This window comes from Promicromonospora sp. NPDC019610, assembly GCF_044389365.1.
Taxonomy (GTDB): domain Bacteria; phylum Actinomycetota; class Actinomycetes; order Actinomycetales; family Cellulomonadaceae; genus Promicromonospora.
This window is the reverse complement of record NZ_JBIRXX010000001.1, coordinates 2525111-2540448: the sequence shown is the minus strand read 5'-3', so window position 1 is coordinate 2540448 and position 15338 is coordinate 2525111. Positions and strand designations below refer to the sequence as shown.

Genomic DNA, 15338 nt, shown 5'->3' with positions numbered 1-15338 from the left:
GACCTTCCAGCCCCGCTGGAACCCCGCAAGAACCCCCGCAAGCAGCAGCAGAGGAAGGCACGTCTGAATGACTACTCCCTACACCACCACGCAGACCGGTACGCCGGTCGCCAGTGACGCGCACTCGCTGACCGTCGGCGCCGACGGCGCCACGGTCCTCCACGACCGCTACCTGGTCGAGAAGCTCGCCCAGTTCAACCGCGAGCGCATCCCGGAGCGGATCGTGCACGCCAAGGGCGGTGGCGCCTTCGGTGAGTGGGAGATCACCGGGGACGTGTCGCAGTACACGCGCGCGGCGGCCTTCCAGCCGGGCGCGAAGGGCGAGGTGGCCCTGCGCTTCTCGTCCGTCGCCGGCGAGATGGGCTCCCCCGACACCTGGCGTGACGTGCGCGGCTTCGCGCTGCGCTTCTACACGACCGAGGGCAACCTCGACATCGTCGGCAACAACACGCCGGTGTTCTTCATCCGCGACGCGATCAAGTTCCCGGACTTCATCCACTCGCAGAAGCGCCTGCCGTGGTCGGGCCTGCGCGACGCCGACATGCAGTGGGACTTCTGGACCCTGTCGCCGGAGTCGGCGCACCAGGTCACCTACCTCATGGGCGACCGCGGCCTGCCGGCCTCGTGGCGCGAGCTGAACGGCTACGGCTCGCACACCTACCTCTGGACCAACGCCGCGGGCGAGAAGTTCTGGGTCAAGTACCACTTCATCTCCCGCCAGGGCGTCAAGTTCCTGAGCGGCGAGGAGGGCGAGAAGATCGCCGGGGCGGACGCCGACTACTACCGCCGCGACCTGTACGAGGCGATCGAGCGCGGCGACAACCCGGTCTGGGACATCAAGGTCCAGGTCATGCCGTACGAGGACGCGAAGACGTACCGGTTCAACCCGTTCGACCTGACGAAGGTCTGGCCGCACGCGGACTACCCGCTGATCCACTTCGGCCACTTCACGCTGAACCGCAACCCGAAGAACCACTTCGCGGAGATCGAGCAGATCGCGCTGTCCCCGGCCAACCAGGTCCCGGGCACGGACATCTCGCCCGACAAGATGCTGATGGCCCGCGTGTTCTCCTACCCGGACGCGCAGCGCTACCGCGTGGGCACCAACTACCAGTCGGTGCCGGTGAACCAGCCGCATGCCGCGCCGGTGCACAACTACTCGCAGGACGGCTCGCAGCGCCACCACTTCAACGAGGTGGGCACGCCCAACTACGCGCCGAACTCGTTCGGCGGCCCCGTCGCCGACCCGGCCCGCGGGCACGACGGCGCCTGGGAGTCGGACGGTGAGCTGGTGCGCACCGCGGCCACGCTGCACAGCGAGGACAGCGACTTCGGTCAGCCGGGCACGCTCTACCGCGAGGTGTACGACGACGGCGCCAAGGCCCGCCTGCTGGAGACGCTGACCGGCCAGGGCCGGTCGATCACGATCGACGAGATCCGTGAGCGCTTCTTCCAGTACTGGACGAACGTGGACGAGGAGCTCGGCGCCAAGCTGCGCGCCGCCGTCGCCTCCTGACGCTCCCCTGCACGCTTCCGCACGACGCCGAGGCCGGGCTCCCCGCGAGGGGGCCCGGCCTCTGCCGTACCGGCATGAGGGATATCCCCATGGTGCGTCGGTCCTCCTTGTCCGACGGCGGAGGGGCCGCCTACGGTCCCAGGGGTGCTCCGTAAGCGTTTCGGCGGTGCACCGCCCGGGATCGTCTGGAGAAAGGGAGTCACCGATGTCCCGATCGCTCGTCCGACTGGGCGCCGCGCTGACGGCCGGCCTGCTGGCACTGACCGCCGCCGCGGGCCCCGCGGGCACCGCCCTCGAAGAGACGCAGGAGCCGGCGTCGGCCACCGCTGCCGACCACCGGGTCATCGCCTTCTACCAGACGATCTACGAGACCGGCTCGGACGGCGTCCGCCGCTACGTGGACCCCAAGCCGCTGCTCGGCTCGGTCACGGACGTCAACGTGGGCGCGATCCACCTGAACGCCGACGCGTCCCTCACGGTGAACGACCTCCCGGCCGACCACGCCGAGCTCGGCGTCATGTGGGACGACCTCGCGACCATGCAGGACCAGGGGGTCACGGTCAGCGCGTTCCTCGGCGGCGCCGCCCCCGGCACCTACCGCTACCTGCGGGAGGACTTCGACCGGTTCTACCCGGTGCTGCGCGACTTCCTGCGCGCCCACGACCTCGACGGCGTGGACCTCGACATCGAGGAGACGTTCTCCCTGGCCGACACGATCCACCTGGTCGACGCGCTCCGGGCCGACTTCGGCCCGGACTTCGTGGTCACCCTGACACCCGTCGCCACCGACATGGCAGGCCGCAGCAGCTTCTCGGGCGGGTTCTCCTACGCCGAGCTGGAGCGGCAGGCCGGCGACCGGATCGACTGGTACAACACCCAGTTCTACTGCGGCTGGGGCGACCTGCGCACCACGACGGTGTACGACCAGATCCTCGCCAACGGCTTCACGCCGGGCCGCGTCGTGGCGGGCACCGTGACCAACCCCGGCAACTGCAGCGGGTACGTGGACCCGGCCACGTTCGACGCCACGGTCGGCACCCTGGTGGACCGGCACCCGGACTTCGGCGGCGTCTTCGGCTGGGAGTACTTCAACTCCGTGGGGTACGACGGCGGCGGCCGGGAGTCCTGGTTCGCGCACGTGGCGGACGTCGTGGGTGGTCGGTAGGACGTCAGACGGTCGGTAGTTGGTCAGGTGGTCGGCAGCTCGAGCTGCCGACCACCTGACGTTTTGCCGACCGCCGGGTGCAGCCCGCGGCGCGGGCAGCACGGGAATCTGCGACCGGCAGGGCGAGTTCCATCGTGACGGGAAGGGGTTGGCGCGCGCCTTCGGCCGGCGCTCCGTCCAGGGAACGGTCCGGATAGTGAGAAGTCCGGGTCTCCTCCTGGTCATCCTCCGATTCGCCGCCTATACCTCCCTCACGGTCAACCGCCCACCGCGCGACCACCGAGCTCAACACGTTGCGAGGAGCCCTCCCATGACCTCACCGACCGCACCGACCGCACCGACCACCGCCCCGCCCGCACCCACCGTCGTGATCGTCTCCGGGAACCCCCGTCCCGGGTCGCGCACCCCGCGCGCCGCCGAGGCGGCGGCGCACCGGATCGCCGCGCACCTGGGCATCGACGACGTCGCGACGATCGACCTGGCCACGTTCGCCGACCAGATCCTCGCCGCCGAGCACCCCGAGGCCGACGCCGCGAAGGAGCGCCTCGCCGGCGCCACCGTCGCCGTGATCGCCACGCCCGTCTACAAGGCGGCCTACACCGGCCTGCTCAAGGCCTTCCTCGACCTGTACGGCCCCGACGGCCTGGCCGGCGTGGTCGCCGTCCCGCTCGTGGTCTCGGGCAACCCCGCGCACGCGCTGGCCGGGGAGGTGCACCTGCGGCCCGTGCTCGTCGAGCTGGGCGCCGTGGTGCCGGCCCGCTCGCTGACCGTCACGGAGAGCCAGCTCGCCGACCTCGACGGCGTGATCGGCGCCTGGCTGAGCCGGGCCGGCGAGCCGCTGCGGCGGGCGACGGGCCCCGGCGTCGTCGTCCCGGCGCGGGTTCCGGCCGGAGTGGGTGCCGGCGTCCCGGCCGGTGCCGGCGTCGAGGAGGTCGCGCGATGACCGCCGAGAACATCGACCTGTCCGCCCTGGAGGAGCTCTTGGCCCAGCAGGACGAGCCCCAGCTCAGCCCCGACGAGTTCAAGACGGTCTTCCGCAACCACCCGGCCGGCGTCGCCGTCGTCGCGCTGCTGCACGAGGACCGGCCCGTCGGCTTCACCGCCACGTCCGTCATCTCGGTCTCCGCGGCTCCGCCGCTGCTCGCGTTCTCCCTCGCCTCGACCTCGTCGTCGTGGCCCGCGATCTCCGAGGCCAGCACGCTGGCGGTCAGCTTCCTCGCCGATCATCAGGACGACGTCTCCGCCCGCTTCGCCACCAGCGGCATCGACCGGTTCGCCGACGGCGGCTGGACGCCGCTGCCCACGGGCGAGCCGGTCATCGACGGCGCGGTGTCCTGGTTCCGGGCCCGGGTGGTGCAGCGCACGCCGATCGGCGACAGCTACCTCGTCTCGCTGCGTGCTCTGGCGTCCAGCCTCACGGAGGCCGGCGGCGAGCCCGCAGCATCTCCCCTGGTGTACAAGAACCGCGCGTACCACCGCATCGGCGACGACACGACGATCTGACGCGAGCGCCGGAGCGCCGGCCGGGGTCACGATGCCCGGCCAGCGCTCCGGCGCCCCCGGTCACGCCTCCAGGAGGTCCGGGCGGGGGTGCCGGACGCCCTGGACGGCCTCGCGCGGGATGACCGCGCCGATCGCCGCGACGTCGTCGGCCGACAGGGTCAGCGAGGCCGCCGCGACGTTCTGCTCCAGGTACCGCAGCCGCTTGGTGCCGGGGATGGGCACCACGTCGTCGCCCTGCGCGAGCAGCCACGCCAGGGCGAGCTGGGCCGTGGTGACGCCGCGCTCCGCGGCCAGCGACTCCAGGGACCGCACCAGCGCGCGGTTGTGCTCGAACGCCTCGCCGGCGTAGCGGGCGTGGCTGCGGCGCACGTCGTCGGCGGCGAGCGTGTCGGTCGAGTCGACGGTGCCTGTCAGGATGCCGCGGCCCAGCGGGGAGAACGGCACGAACCCGATACCGAGCTCCCGCAGCGCGGGCAGGACGGCGTCCTCCGGGTCGCGGGTCCAGAGCGAGTACTCGCTCTGCACGGCCGTGATCGGGTGCACGGCGTGGGCGCGCCGCACGGTCTCGGCGCCGGCCTCGGACAGCCCGACCGCCCGCACCTTGCCCGCCGTGACCAGCTCGCCCAGCGCGCCGACGGTCTCCTCGACCGGAACCTGCGGGTCCACCCGGTGCAGGTAGTACAGGTCGAGGTGATCGGTGCCCAGGCGGGCCAGGGAACGGTCGATCGCGTGGCGCACGTACTCGGGGCGCCCGTCGACGGGCCGGCCGTCGGGGTGGCCGCCCGCCGGCGGCAGACCGAGCTTGCTCGCCAGCACGATCCGGTCGCGCTGCGGGCCCAGCACGCGCCCGATCAGCTCCTCGTTGCGGCCGTGTCCGTAGACGTCGGCGGTGTCGATCAGGGTGACGCCGAGGTCGAGCGCGCGCAGCAGCACCGCCTCGGCCTCGGCGGCGTCGGCCGGGCCGTACGAGTCGGCGACGGACATGCCACCGAACCCGATCGCCGAGACGGTCAGGGCGTGCGGGCCGGAACCCAGGGTGCGGGTGGGGACGGGCGGGGTGGGACTGCTGGCAGTGGTCATGCCCGCAGCCGACCACCCCGCCCCGCCGCCGGCAAGGGACGCCCGCAGGCTCTCGCATGGCGAGACGCCCGGACGAGGCGGCGGGTCACCAGGACGGCATGCCGAGCGCGGCCAGCGCCGACCGCAGCCGGTCCCGCCCGCGCAGGGCACCGGGCCCGCGCAGCCTGGTCAGGGCGCGTCCGATCCAGCCGCCGTCGAGCCCCTCCTCGCGGTAGAAGTCGGTCATGCGCTTCTCGTAGGCCGCCAGCGGACGGAGCTGGCGCGCCGTGTCATAGGTCTCGTGGTGCAGCACCACGGCCTGCGGCAGCCGGGGCTTGACCCGTCCCGGGCGGGCCGGGTCGGGGCGCCCGACGACGAGACCCACCACCGGCGCGGTGCCCCGGGGCAGCCGCAGCTCGGCCGCGAGCTCCTCGGGCCGGTCGCGGACCCCGCCGATGTAGACGGTGCCGAGCCCGAGCGACTCGGCGGCCACCATGGCGTTCTGGGCGGCGAGCGCCGCGTCGAGGTACGCGGTGACCGTCGTCTCCAGGTACCCCGTCGCGTGCACGGCCGTGTTCCGGCGCTCGGCGAGGGTGCGGACGCGGGCGACGTCGGCCACCCACACCAGCAGGAGCGACGCGTCCCGGACGTGCGCCTGTTCGCCGGACAGCCCGGCCACGCGGGCGAGGCGGGCCGGGTCGGTGACGGCCACCACGCTCCAGAGCTGGAGGTTCGACGTCGTGGGCGCGGACTGCGCGGCCGCCACCAGGGTGGGCAGCACGGAGGGCGGCAGCGGCCCGGGCAGGAACCGCCGGACCGAGCGGTGTGCGAGCTGGACGTCCAGCACGGACCGCGGGAGGTCGGCCGCGGCGGCGACGGTCGCGGAGACCTGCGGGGCCGCGGTGTCGGCGCGGCGCGGGGTCACGCCGTAGCGGGCGGCGACCTGGACGCGCGCGGCGGCGAGCCGCCCGGCGTGCTCGGGCGACCCGGGGTGCCGGTCGGGGTCGTGCGTGGCGTCGTGCGCCTCGTCGCGCGCGATCTCGGATGTGGTACCGGGCTGGTGGGCCCGCGGTGCTCGGCTGATCCGGGTCGGCCGGCGGGCCGACGGTGCGGGAGCTGTCTCGGTCGGGGTGGTGACCAGAAAGGCGTCGATGGCTGTCATGAGTGCTCCGTGGGGTGGACGGAAGGCCAGACACTCACGTCGCGCGTCCTGCGTCAATGCCCCAGTTCGCCGTCTCACTCCCCGGACAGGAGGACCGCGGCGCTGTCGCGCCCGGTGACAGGGCTGCGGACGCCGCCCGCCCACTATATGGACTCTTTGCCGGATTGGTTGACTCGTCGGATTTTTTCCCGTCTCATTCCCGCGCCCGCGCCACGCCCGTCGGTGTCGACCACAGCAGTTACTGCCAGAGTGCACTCATCTCTGGCAGCAACTGCTGTGGTCAACATCGTCCGGCGGGCGTGTGGGGTGTGGAGGCGGGTGAACGGCGACCGGATGGCGAGACGATCCGGCAGGGCCATTGCGCGCGGCGCGAGCGGGGCTATGTTGCGCGCGGTCGGCGTCCGCGGCAGGTCCGCGGGGGTGCGCCGCGACGACATCGGAGGTTCTCTTGTCCGCTCCACAGCCCCCTTCGCCCTTCTTCGTCGGGCTCGACGCCGACGGCGCGGGCGCGCACCCGGCGGCCGCCGTCGTCGCGCGCCTCGCGGGCGCCGACCTCGTGTCCGGCGCCCGGCTGGCCCGCACGGTCCGGCAGGCCGAGCACGCCGGCCTCACCTTCGTCTCCTTCACGGACGCGCTGCTCCCGGCGGTCCCCGGTTCGCCGTCGTCCGCCCGCCTGGAGTCCGTCACCCGCGCCGCCTTCGTCTCCCGCACGACGACGGCGATCGGCCTGGTGCCGCAGGTGCCGACCACCTACCCGGAGCCCTTCCACGTCGCGGCGCAGCTCGCGTCGCTGGACATCGCGGCGGCCGGCCGCGCCGGCTGGCTCACCGCGGTCACGCGCGACGCCGCGACGGCCGACGCCTACGGCCGCCCCGTGGTGGGCGACGTGACCCGCGAGGCGCGCGACGTCGTGCGGGTGGTCCGGGACCTGTGGGACTCGTGGGAGGACGACGCCGTGATCCGTGACGTCGCCACCGGGCGGTACGTCGACCGCGACCGGATCCACCACGTCGACTTCGTCGGCGAGACCTTCTCGGTCAAGGGCCCGCTCATCACGCCCCGGCCGCCCCAGGGTCAGCTCGTGGTGCTGGCCGCCGACGGCGACGTGCCGGCGGCGCTCGGCCGGTCCGGCACCGACAGCGGGTCCGGGACCGGGACCGGCTCCGGGACAGGCAGGGGCGACAGCGCCGAGCGCCTGGTCGACGTCGCGCTGGTCGGCGGCTCCGGGGTCGGCACGGCCCGCGGCAACGCGACCGCCGCGCGCGAGCACTCGCCGCTGGCCGGCGTCGACCTCGAGGTGGTGCTCGACGCCGGCGGCCGCACCGGCGCGGACCGGCTCGCGGTGCTGGACGCCAGCACGCCCGCCGGCGTCCGCTCGCCGTGGGACACGCGCGCCCTGCGCTACGCGGGCGACGCCGCCGGGCTGGTCGCCCTGCTCACCGAGCTCGCCACCCCGGGCCCGGACGGACGCCGCCCGGTCGACGGCGTGCGGCTGCTGCCCGCCGTCCTCGACGTCGACCTGCCCGTGCTCGCGCGCGACGTGCTGCCCGCCCTGCGCGCCGCCCGGCTCACGGCGCCGCCGCGCGCCGGTGCCACGCTGCGCGAGTCCCTCGGGCTGCCGCGCCCCGCCAACCGTTACGACACCCGCGTCCCGGCGGACGCGGCCAGCGCCTGAGGAGACCGCCATGACCGACCTGCCCGTGACCGATCACCCCGTGACCCGCCCCGACGCCCAGGTGCACTTCGGCGTCTTCTTCCAGGGTGTCAACCACACCACGATCTGGTCCGACCCGGAGTCCGGGTCGCAGACCGACTTCGCCACCTTCGAGCGCGTGATCCGGACGGCGGAGCGCGGGCTGTTCGACGCGTTCTTCCTCGGTGAGGGCCTGCGGCTGCGGGAGTCGCGCGGCGTCCTGCACGATCTCGACGTGGTGGGCCGCCCGGACGCGATCACGCAGCTCGCCGCGCTGGCTGCGATCACCACGCACATCGGCCTGGTCGCCACCCAGAACACCACGTACAACGACCCGGCCGACCTGGCCCGGCGGCTGCAGAGCCTGGACGTGCTCTCCGGCGGCCGGGCCGCCTGGAACGTCGTGACCACGGACAACGCCTGGACCGGGGCCAACTTCCGCCGCGGCGGCTACCTCGACCACGCCCTGCGCTACGACCGGGCACAGGGGCAGCTCGACGTCGCCCGCCAGATCTGGGACGCCTTCCCGGACACGGGCGGCAGCGACGCGTTCAGCGGGGCGGTCGCGCACGTGTCCGCGCACAGCGACCTGTTCGACGTCGAGCTCGACCCGACCACGCCGCGCAGCCCGCAGGGGCACCCGATCATCTTCCAGGCGGGCGACTCGCCGCAGGGCCGGGACTTCGCGGCCGCCAACGCGGACGTCATCTTCTCGCGGCACGGCTCGGTGCTGGCCGAGGCGCTGGAGTTCGCCGCCGACATCCGCCGCCGGACGGTGGCCGCGGGCCGCCCCGAGGACGACGTCAAGATCTTCCCGGGCACCGGCGTCATCGTGGGCGACACGCCCGCCGACGCCGAGGAGAAGGCCCGCTGGGTGCGCTGGAACCAGGTCACCCCGGCCACGGCGCTCTCGATCGTCGGCAACATCTGGGGCGAGGACCTGTCGGGCTACGACCCGGACGGCCCGCTGCCCGCGCACGACCCGGTGGTCGAGGAGCTCGGCGGCGAGCGCGGCTCGGCCACGACGGGCGCGCGGACCCGCGAGATCGCGGCGCGGTGGCGGGCGTTGGCGGAGGCCGAGCACCTGTCGATCCGCGAGCTCGTGGTCCGCAACAGCAGCGAGCGCGGGTTCCAGGGGACGCCGTCCGCCGTGGCCGAGGAGCTGATCCGCTGGGTGCGCACCGGGGCCGTCGACGGGTTCAACATCAGCCCGTGGATCGTGCCGTCCGGCCTGGACGACATCGTCGACCGGGTGGTGCCCGAGCTGCAGGAGCGCGGCGCCTACCCGACGTCGTACACGGGGACCACGCTGCGCGAGCACCTGGGGCTGCGCGCCCCGCTCACCCGCCGCGCGACGGCCGCCGTCGGCGCGGCGTAGCCGGTCTGCCGCGGCCGCCCCGGAGAGCGCGCTTCTACCCCGCCATTCGGCCCGAAACGAGCCTGTTTCGGGCCGAATGGCGGGGTAGAAGCGCACTTCCGCGGAGACGGGCCGACCCCGGTCAGAACGCGCGGAGGTTGGCCCGCAGGCCGCCGTCGGCCCACTCCGTGCGCAGGATGCCGCGGCGGCGCAGGATCGGGACCAGCTCGTCGAGCGTGCGGTGCACGGTGACGGGGTGCAGGTCACCCCACAGCAGCACGCCGTCGTTGCCCCACTCCCCCAGCTCCTCGATGAGGTCGGCAAGCTCGCCGGCGGTGCCCACCCAGCCCGAGCGGTCGGCGATGCGGCCCAGGCGGGCGAGCCCACCGAGCAGCACGCGCAGCGGCGTGGTCGCGAGGTCGTGCTCGCCGACCAGCCGCTTGATGGACCCGTGCGAGACGTGGTCGCCGAACAGGCCCGTGGGTAGCGGCTTGTCGAGGCCGAGCGCCGTCAGGTCGGTCTCCAGGTCGCTGGACTGCTGCTCGGCGATGCGCAGCAGCGTGCCGTCGTCCGGGTCCGCCGACGCCGCGACCAGGCGGTCGGCCTCCTGCGGGCTGGACACGAGCACGGGCTTGATCGCGAACAGCACCTTGACGTGCTCCGGCGCCCGGCCGGACGCGCGCGCCGCGGCGTGCACCCGGGCCCGGTAGTCGCGCACGCTGCGCTCCGTCAAGGGTGCGAGCGCGAGCTGGACGTCGCTGTTCGCGCCGGCGAACGCCAGCCCCCGGTCCGAGCCGCCGGGCGAGACGATCACGGGCTCGCCGTCGGCCCCGCCGGCGAACGGAAGGGCGTTGAGCGGGCCGTCGAACGCGTAGTGCTCGCCGCGGTGCCGCACCGGGCGCAGCAGGCGCCCGTCCGCGTACCGGCCCCCGGTCCGCGCACCGCCCGGCCCGACGGCGCCCGGGTCGGCGACCAGCGCGCCGTCGTCCCAGGAGCGCCACAGCGAGCGGACGCCGTCGAGCCACTCCTCGGCGCGGTCGTACGCCGCGTCGTGCCCCAGCGGCGGTGCGTCCGAGAAGTGCCGCGCGCTGCCCGTGTCCGTCACCAGGTTGAGGCCGAACCGTCCGCCCGACAGGTGCTGGAGCGTCGCGAGCTGCCGCGCACCGGTGTAGGGCAGCACGGCCGCCGGGTTGACCGTCGGCACGACGCCGAGGTGCTGCGTCGCGGCGAACAGGTACGGGGCCAGCAGCAGCGGGTCGTGCTTGGGGCCGCCGAACGCCTGCCGCACGCGCAGGTCGATGGTCTCCGGGCTGCCGAGCGACGGGGCGTCCTCGATGATCAGCAGGTCCACGCCCGCCTGCTCCAGGGCGCGGGCCGACTCGACGTAGAGGTCGGGCCGGGTCCAGTCGTAGTTCCAGTCCAGGTAGTCGTGGCCCCAGCCGTGCGGCCCGAAGCCGCGGGCCAGGAACCAGCCGAGGTGCTGCCGGCGGGTCATGGTGTCTCCTTGCGTGGGGTGCTGTTCGCGTCGGGTGTGCCGGCCGCGGCGTTCCGGGCGGCTTCGTCCGCCGACCTGAGGCCGCGGTCGAGGTCCGCGAGCAGGTCGGGCAGGTCCTCGATGCCGACGGACAGGCGCAGCGTCCCGGGGTGGACGCCCGCGGCGGCCCGCTCGGCGGGCGTGCGCAGCACGTGGCTGGTGCTGGCGGGGTGCAGCACGAGCGAGCGGACGTCGCCGATGTGGGTCATGTGCGTGAAGACCTGGACGGCCTCGACCAGGGCCCGCGCAGCGGCGGCCCCGCCGTGCAGCGTGAAGGTGAAGACGGAGCCCTGACCGTCCGGCAGGTACCGCTTGGCCAGCGCATGCGACGGGCTGGAGTCCAGCCCGGAGTAGTCCACCGACGCCACCTCCGGGCGGAACGCCAGCCAGCGCGCGACCTCGAGCGCCGCGGCGCTCTGCCGTGCCACCCGCAGCGACAGGGTCTCGATGCCCTGGCCCACGAGGAACGCGTTCAGCGGCGACGGCGTGGGGCCGAACCGGGGCGCCACGGTCTCGCGCAGGTACGCCAGGCGCGCGTTCCCGCCGTGCCGGTCGGCCACGCTCGGCCCGCCCGTGCGGCTGGGCGCCACGAGGTGCGGGTAGAGCGCGCCCGCGGCGCGCGGATCGAACGTCCCGGAGTCGACGACGACGCCGCCCAGCACCGAGCCGTGCCCCGCCAGGAACTTGCTGGCGGAGTGCACCACGACGTCGGCGCCGTGCTCGATGGGCCGCAGCAGGTACGGCGTGGCCAGCGTGTTGTCCACGACGAGCACGAGCCCGTGGGCGTGCGCGACGTCGGCCACCGCCGCCAGGTCGGGCAGGTCGTTGCGCGCGTTCGGTATCGACTCCAGGAACAGCACGCGCGTCTCGGGGCGGATCGCGCGCTCCCAGGCGGCGGGGTCGGCGGCGTCGTCCACGAAGTCGGCCTCGATGCCGAGGCGCGGCAGGTTCTCCAGGAGCAGCCCGCGCGTGCCCTCGTAGATGCTGGACGCGGCGAGCACGCGCTGGCCGGCCTCCACCAGGCCGAGCAGGGCGACGGTGACGGCCGCCTGGCCGCTGGCCAGGAACAGGGCGTCGGTGCCGCCCTCCAGGGCGGCGATCCGCTGCTCGACGGCGGCCGTGGTCGGGTTGCCGGTGCGCGTGTAGGCGAACCCCTCGCCCGCGCCGAAGTGCCCGGCGGCCTGCTCCCACTCCTCGAACTCGAACCCTGCGGTCAGGTAGACGGGCGTGGCCCGCGGGACCACGCGGGCCGACGGCGCGGAGTCGGACGGGACGACGTCGACCGCGCCGGTGGCACGCCCGGCGTCGTCCCGCCCCGTGCTGCGCGCGTGCACCTGCCGGGTGGCGAAGCCGGTCATGGCCGACCGTCCCGCGTGTCGGCCGGGGCGTCGGTGTCGGCGATGTCGAGGCCGAAGGCGAGCAGGCGCGTCGGCCCCTGCTTCGTCTCGACGACGCGCGTCTCGCGCTCGGGAAGGCGCCCGAAGCCGAGCCGCTCGTAGAGGCGGTGGGCCGCACGCATCTGGTCGCCGGAGTTCATGACGACCCGGCGGGCGCCGCGGTCGCGCGCGAGCCCGATCACGTGCCGCACGAGCGTCTCGCCCACGCCGCCCCCGCGGGCGTCGGGGTGCGTGGCGAGCAGGCGGAAGTCGAGCTCGCCGTCCTGGGCGAGCGCCGACAGCGCCGGCCCGCCGAGCGCCGGGGTGACGACGACACCCAGCACCCGCGTGGCGTCGCCCGCACCCGCCTCGCCGGCCGGTACCGCGACCCAGACCTCGTGCTCGCTCGCCCAGCGGCTGACCGCCCCGAGCGAGTGACGGTAGCTGTCGCTGATCTCGAAGTCGTGCGTGTAGGCGGTCACGAGCACCTCGGCGACGGCCCGGTGCTCGTCGTCCCGCACCCGCCGGACCACGACGCTCGCCGTGCCGCCGACCGTGCCGCTGCCCGAACCTGCCGCCCGGACGTCGTGCGCGATCGTCATGGCGCCGCGCTCGGCGCCGCCGCGGGCTGGTCTGCCCCGGCGGTCGCGGGCTGGTCCGCCTCGGTCGCCGGCTGGTCTGCCGCTTCCGTCGCGGGCAGCCCGGCCTCCTTCCACGCGGGGAACCCGCCGTCGACGTGCGACACGTTCGTGTAGCCGCGGGCCGCGAGCGCCTCGGCGACGGGGCCGGAGCCGTTGACCGAGCCGCACACGACCACGACGGGCGTGTCGAGGGTGATCGCGGGGTGGTCGGACGGCCCGAACAGCGCGTCCAGGTTGGTGCGGTCGGCGAGCGTGGCGCCCGGGATCTCGCCCGCCGAGGCGCGGCCCGCGGCCGAGCGGACGTCGATCAGCAGGGCGCCGGCGGCGACCTTGGCGCCCGCGGCTGCGGGGGTCTGCAGCTCGGGGGTCTGCGGCTCGGGGGTCTGCGGCTCGGGGGTCTGCGGCTCGGGGGTGTGCAGCTCGGGGGTCTGCGGCTCAGGGGTGGTCATGGTGGTCTCCTCCGGGTGGTGCGTGGTTCGTCGGATGGTCAGGCGCTCAGGAGCCGGCCCGTGGGCAGCGCCCGCTCGGCGGCCTCGGCGTCCGACAGCCCGAGCGAGCCGCGCAGCGTGGTCGCCGTCCGCTCGGTGCGGAACAGGCCCGCGTGCTGGAGCGCGGGCACCAGGTGGTCGGTGATCGTGTCGAGGTCGGAGCTCAGCGACGACGGCCGCAGCAGGAACCCGTCGACGGCGCCGACGGTGGTCCAGTCGGCGATCAGGGTCGCGAGCTCGTCGGGCGTGTCGGCGACGACCAGCCCGTCGCCCATGACCGCCGTGCCCTCCAGGGCCTCGACGAGCTCGAGGCGTGCGCGCGCACTGGCCCGCTCCTGCGCGAGCACCACGTAGACCTCGGCGAGCACGCGCAGCTCCTCGGGGTCGCGCCCGGCGGACAGCGCTGAGTCCCGCACGAGCCGGCGCAGCCGCACCGCGTGCGCGGCGTCGGTGACGGTGATCCGCGCGACGTCGGCGGTACGGCCGGCGAGCGCCGCGCTCGCCTCGGAGCGCACGCGGACGACGACGGGCGGGGGCGTCTGCGGCAGGGCGTCGTCCGTGCCGGCGGCCGGGCGGCCCCGGACGGCGAACCGGATGCCGTCGTGGTCCACGCGGAACCGGCCCTCGGCGTCGAGCTCGACCGCGCCCGCCCCGCTGCCGGGACGGCCCGTCCACACCTGGGTCACGGAGCGGATGCCCAGCTCGACCCGGCCGGCCCACGCGTCGTCCGCCTCGGGGAGCTTGCTCTGCCGCACGGCCTGCCAGCCGGCCCGGCCGCTGCTCGCGCGGTCGATGCTGCTCAGCGCGACGGCGGCGTGGGCCGCCTCGACGTGCACCGTGTCGACGGCGGCGACCAGCCCGATGCCGGTCGTGACCCGCGCGGCCCGGGCCGCCGCGACGGCCGTGTCCAGCCGCCCCGTGACCTGGCTGCGGCCCGGGTGGAGCAGGAAGCCCTCGTCGAGGCTGACGAAGTCGAGCAGGCCGCGGTCGGCGGTCCGCACGAGGTGCAGGAACCGCTCGCCGTCGAACGGGCGCGGCGCGACCGGGCCGCGTGCACGGTGCGCGCCCGGACGGGCTCCGGCGGAGGTGAGGTCCACGCCGAGCACGACGGGACGGGAGGAGGTGGAGGCGAGGGACGTGGGCTGCGACGGGTACGGCACGGCGGGGCTCCGTTCGGGCTGCGGCTGCGCGACGGCGCCCGGGGGACCCGGCCGGCGCGCAGGGTGCGCGACGGCGTCCAGGGGTCGCCCGGGAGCGTGGCTGCCAGAGGGCAGGAGTGAGGCGTCCGGTCAGGGACGTGAGGGCCGGAGGCGGCCGGGGCTCGGCGTGCGACGCCGAGAGGAGGTCCGGGCGGCGGGCCGGTGGCGCCTGTGGCGGCCGGTCAGCGCGTCGGGGCTGTCGGGGTCAGCGACAACACATGTGCTCGCGCGGGGCAGCACCAGCCCGCACGGTGACGTTCCGGGTCGGCAGGGACACGTGGACGGCGGGGGCAGCGCTCCGGGTCATCGTCGTTCTCCTCACCTGCTCGCCCAGCGGCGAGCGACGCGTGTTGTCATCCGCCGGCGGCGGTGGACCTGGTCCTCACCCGGGGCACCCACCCGCGCGGGGGGTTGCCGTCCGACCAGCCGGGGCTTCGCGTCGGAACTCATGACCTGTCGAGGCTTTCTACATCTCTCCGATCGGATAAGTGCGGTTGGTCTCGATGTCACAGAAGATACGAATGGAACCCATAGAAGTCAATGATCCTTGCCCAGATCTCACATCCCGGGACCTGGGGGCTCCGGCGTGGAGCGGGCGGGGCGCGCGGCGGGCGGGCTGCGCGGCGGGCGGGCTGCGCGGCAGGC

Annotated in this window: 13 protein-coding genes and 1 riboswitch; of the genes, 6 read left to right on the top strand and 7 right to left on the bottom strand. The window is 74.7% G+C overall.

What is annotated here, in order from left to right:
• Positions 1-67 precede the first annotated feature (67 nt).
• The 4 genes from ACH45N_RS11310 (at position 68) to ACH45N_RS11295 (ending at position 4184) form a co-directional block, all read left to right on the top strand.
• Complete coding sequence (locus ACH45N_RS11310) at positions 68-1516, top strand: catalase (RefSeq protein WP_397393653.1); 1449 nt, start codon at positions 68-70, stop codon at positions 1514-1516.
• 205 nt (positions 1517-1721) lie between these two features.
• A complete protein-coding gene (locus ACH45N_RS11305) occupies positions 1722-2681 on the top strand; it encodes a glycosyl hydrolase family 18 protein (protein ID WP_397393651.1) in 960 nt (319 codons plus the stop codon).
• A gap of 310 nt (positions 2682-2991) precedes the next feature.
• Positions 2992-3624: an NAD(P)H-dependent oxidoreductase gene (locus ACH45N_RS11300; RefSeq protein ID WP_397393649.1), complete on the top strand. Its 633-nt coding sequence runs from the start codon at positions 2992-2994 to the stop codon at positions 3622-3624.
• Positions 3621-4184, top strand: coding sequence for a flavin reductase family protein (locus ACH45N_RS11295; protein ID WP_397393647.1), 564 nt, complete (start codon positions 3621-3623; stop codon positions 4182-4184). Before ACH45N_RS11300 ends, ACH45N_RS11295 begins: the two co-directional genes overlap by 4 nt.
• A 60-nt stretch (positions 4185-4244) precedes the next feature.
• On the opposite strand, the gene ACH45N_RS11290 is transcribed toward ACH45N_RS11295, so the two are convergent.
• Both ACH45N_RS11290 and ACH45N_RS11285 read right to left on the bottom strand, forming a co-directional pair.
• Positions 4245-5264: an aldo/keto reductase gene (locus tag ACH45N_RS11290; RefSeq protein WP_397393645.1), complete on the bottom strand. Its 1020-nt coding sequence runs from the start codon at positions 5262-5264 to the stop codon at positions 4245-4247.
• An 85-nt stretch (positions 5265-5349) separates the two neighbouring features.
• Positions 5350-6405, bottom strand: a complete 1056-nt coding sequence (locus ACH45N_RS11285; RefSeq protein WP_397393643.1) for an NADPH-dependent oxidoreductase — start codon at positions 6403-6405, stop codon at positions 5350-5352.
• Positions 6406-6853: 448 nt separating this feature from the next.
• On the opposite strand from ACH45N_RS11285, the gene ACH45N_RS11280 reads away from it, so the two are divergent.
• Entirely contained in the window at positions 6854-8080 is a 1227-nt protein-coding gene (locus ACH45N_RS11280; RefSeq protein ID WP_397393641.1) for an LLM class flavin-dependent oxidoreductase, read from the top strand.
• A gap of 10 nt (positions 8081-8090) precedes the next feature.
• Positions 8091-9476, top strand: coding sequence for an NtaA/DmoA family FMN-dependent monooxygenase (locus ACH45N_RS11275; RefSeq protein ID WP_397393639.1), 1386 nt, complete (start codon positions 8091-8093; stop codon positions 9474-9476).
• A 121-nt stretch (positions 9477-9597) separates the two neighbouring features.
• Here ACH45N_RS11275 and ACH45N_RS11270 read toward each other — a convergent pair whose 3' ends face one another.
• From ACH45N_RS11270 to ACH45N_RS11250, 5 genes are read right to left on the bottom strand one after another with little or no spacing between them, the layout of a single operon-like run.
• Positions 9598-10950 carry an LLM class flavin-dependent oxidoreductase gene (locus ACH45N_RS11270; RefSeq protein ID WP_397393637.1) on the bottom strand — a complete coding sequence of 451 codons (1353 nt, stop codon included), beginning with the start codon at positions 10948-10950 and terminating at the stop codon, positions 9598-9600.
• The gene (locus ACH45N_RS11265) at positions 10947-12347 is read right to left on the bottom strand and encodes an O-acetylhomoserine aminocarboxypropyltransferase/cysteine synthase family protein (RefSeq protein ID WP_397393635.1); all 1401 of its coding nucleotides are present in this window, start codon (positions 12345-12347) and stop codon (positions 10947-10949) included. The genes ACH45N_RS11270 and ACH45N_RS11265 overlap by 4 nt, the downstream gene beginning before the upstream one ends.
• The gene (locus tag ACH45N_RS11260) at positions 12344-12967 is read right to left on the bottom strand and encodes a GNAT family N-acetyltransferase (protein ID WP_397393633.1); all 624 of its coding nucleotides are present in this window, start codon (positions 12965-12967) and stop codon (positions 12344-12346) included. The genes ACH45N_RS11265 and ACH45N_RS11260 overlap by 4 nt, the downstream gene beginning before the upstream one ends.
• Positions 12964-13455, bottom strand: coding sequence for a rhodanese-like domain-containing protein (locus tag ACH45N_RS11255; protein WP_397393631.1), 492 nt, complete (start codon positions 13453-13455; stop codon positions 12964-12966). Before ACH45N_RS11255 ends, ACH45N_RS11260 begins: the two co-directional genes overlap by 4 nt.
• Positions 13456-13493: 38 nt before the next feature.
• Positions 13494-14654, bottom strand: coding sequence for an LLM class flavin-dependent oxidoreductase (locus ACH45N_RS11250; RefSeq protein WP_397393629.1), 1161 nt, complete (start codon positions 14652-14654; stop codon positions 13494-13496).
• A gap of 381 nt (positions 14655-15035) precedes the next feature.
• Positions 15036-15147, bottom strand: a riboswitch (SAM riboswitch).
• Positions 15148-15338 lie beyond the last annotated feature (191 nt).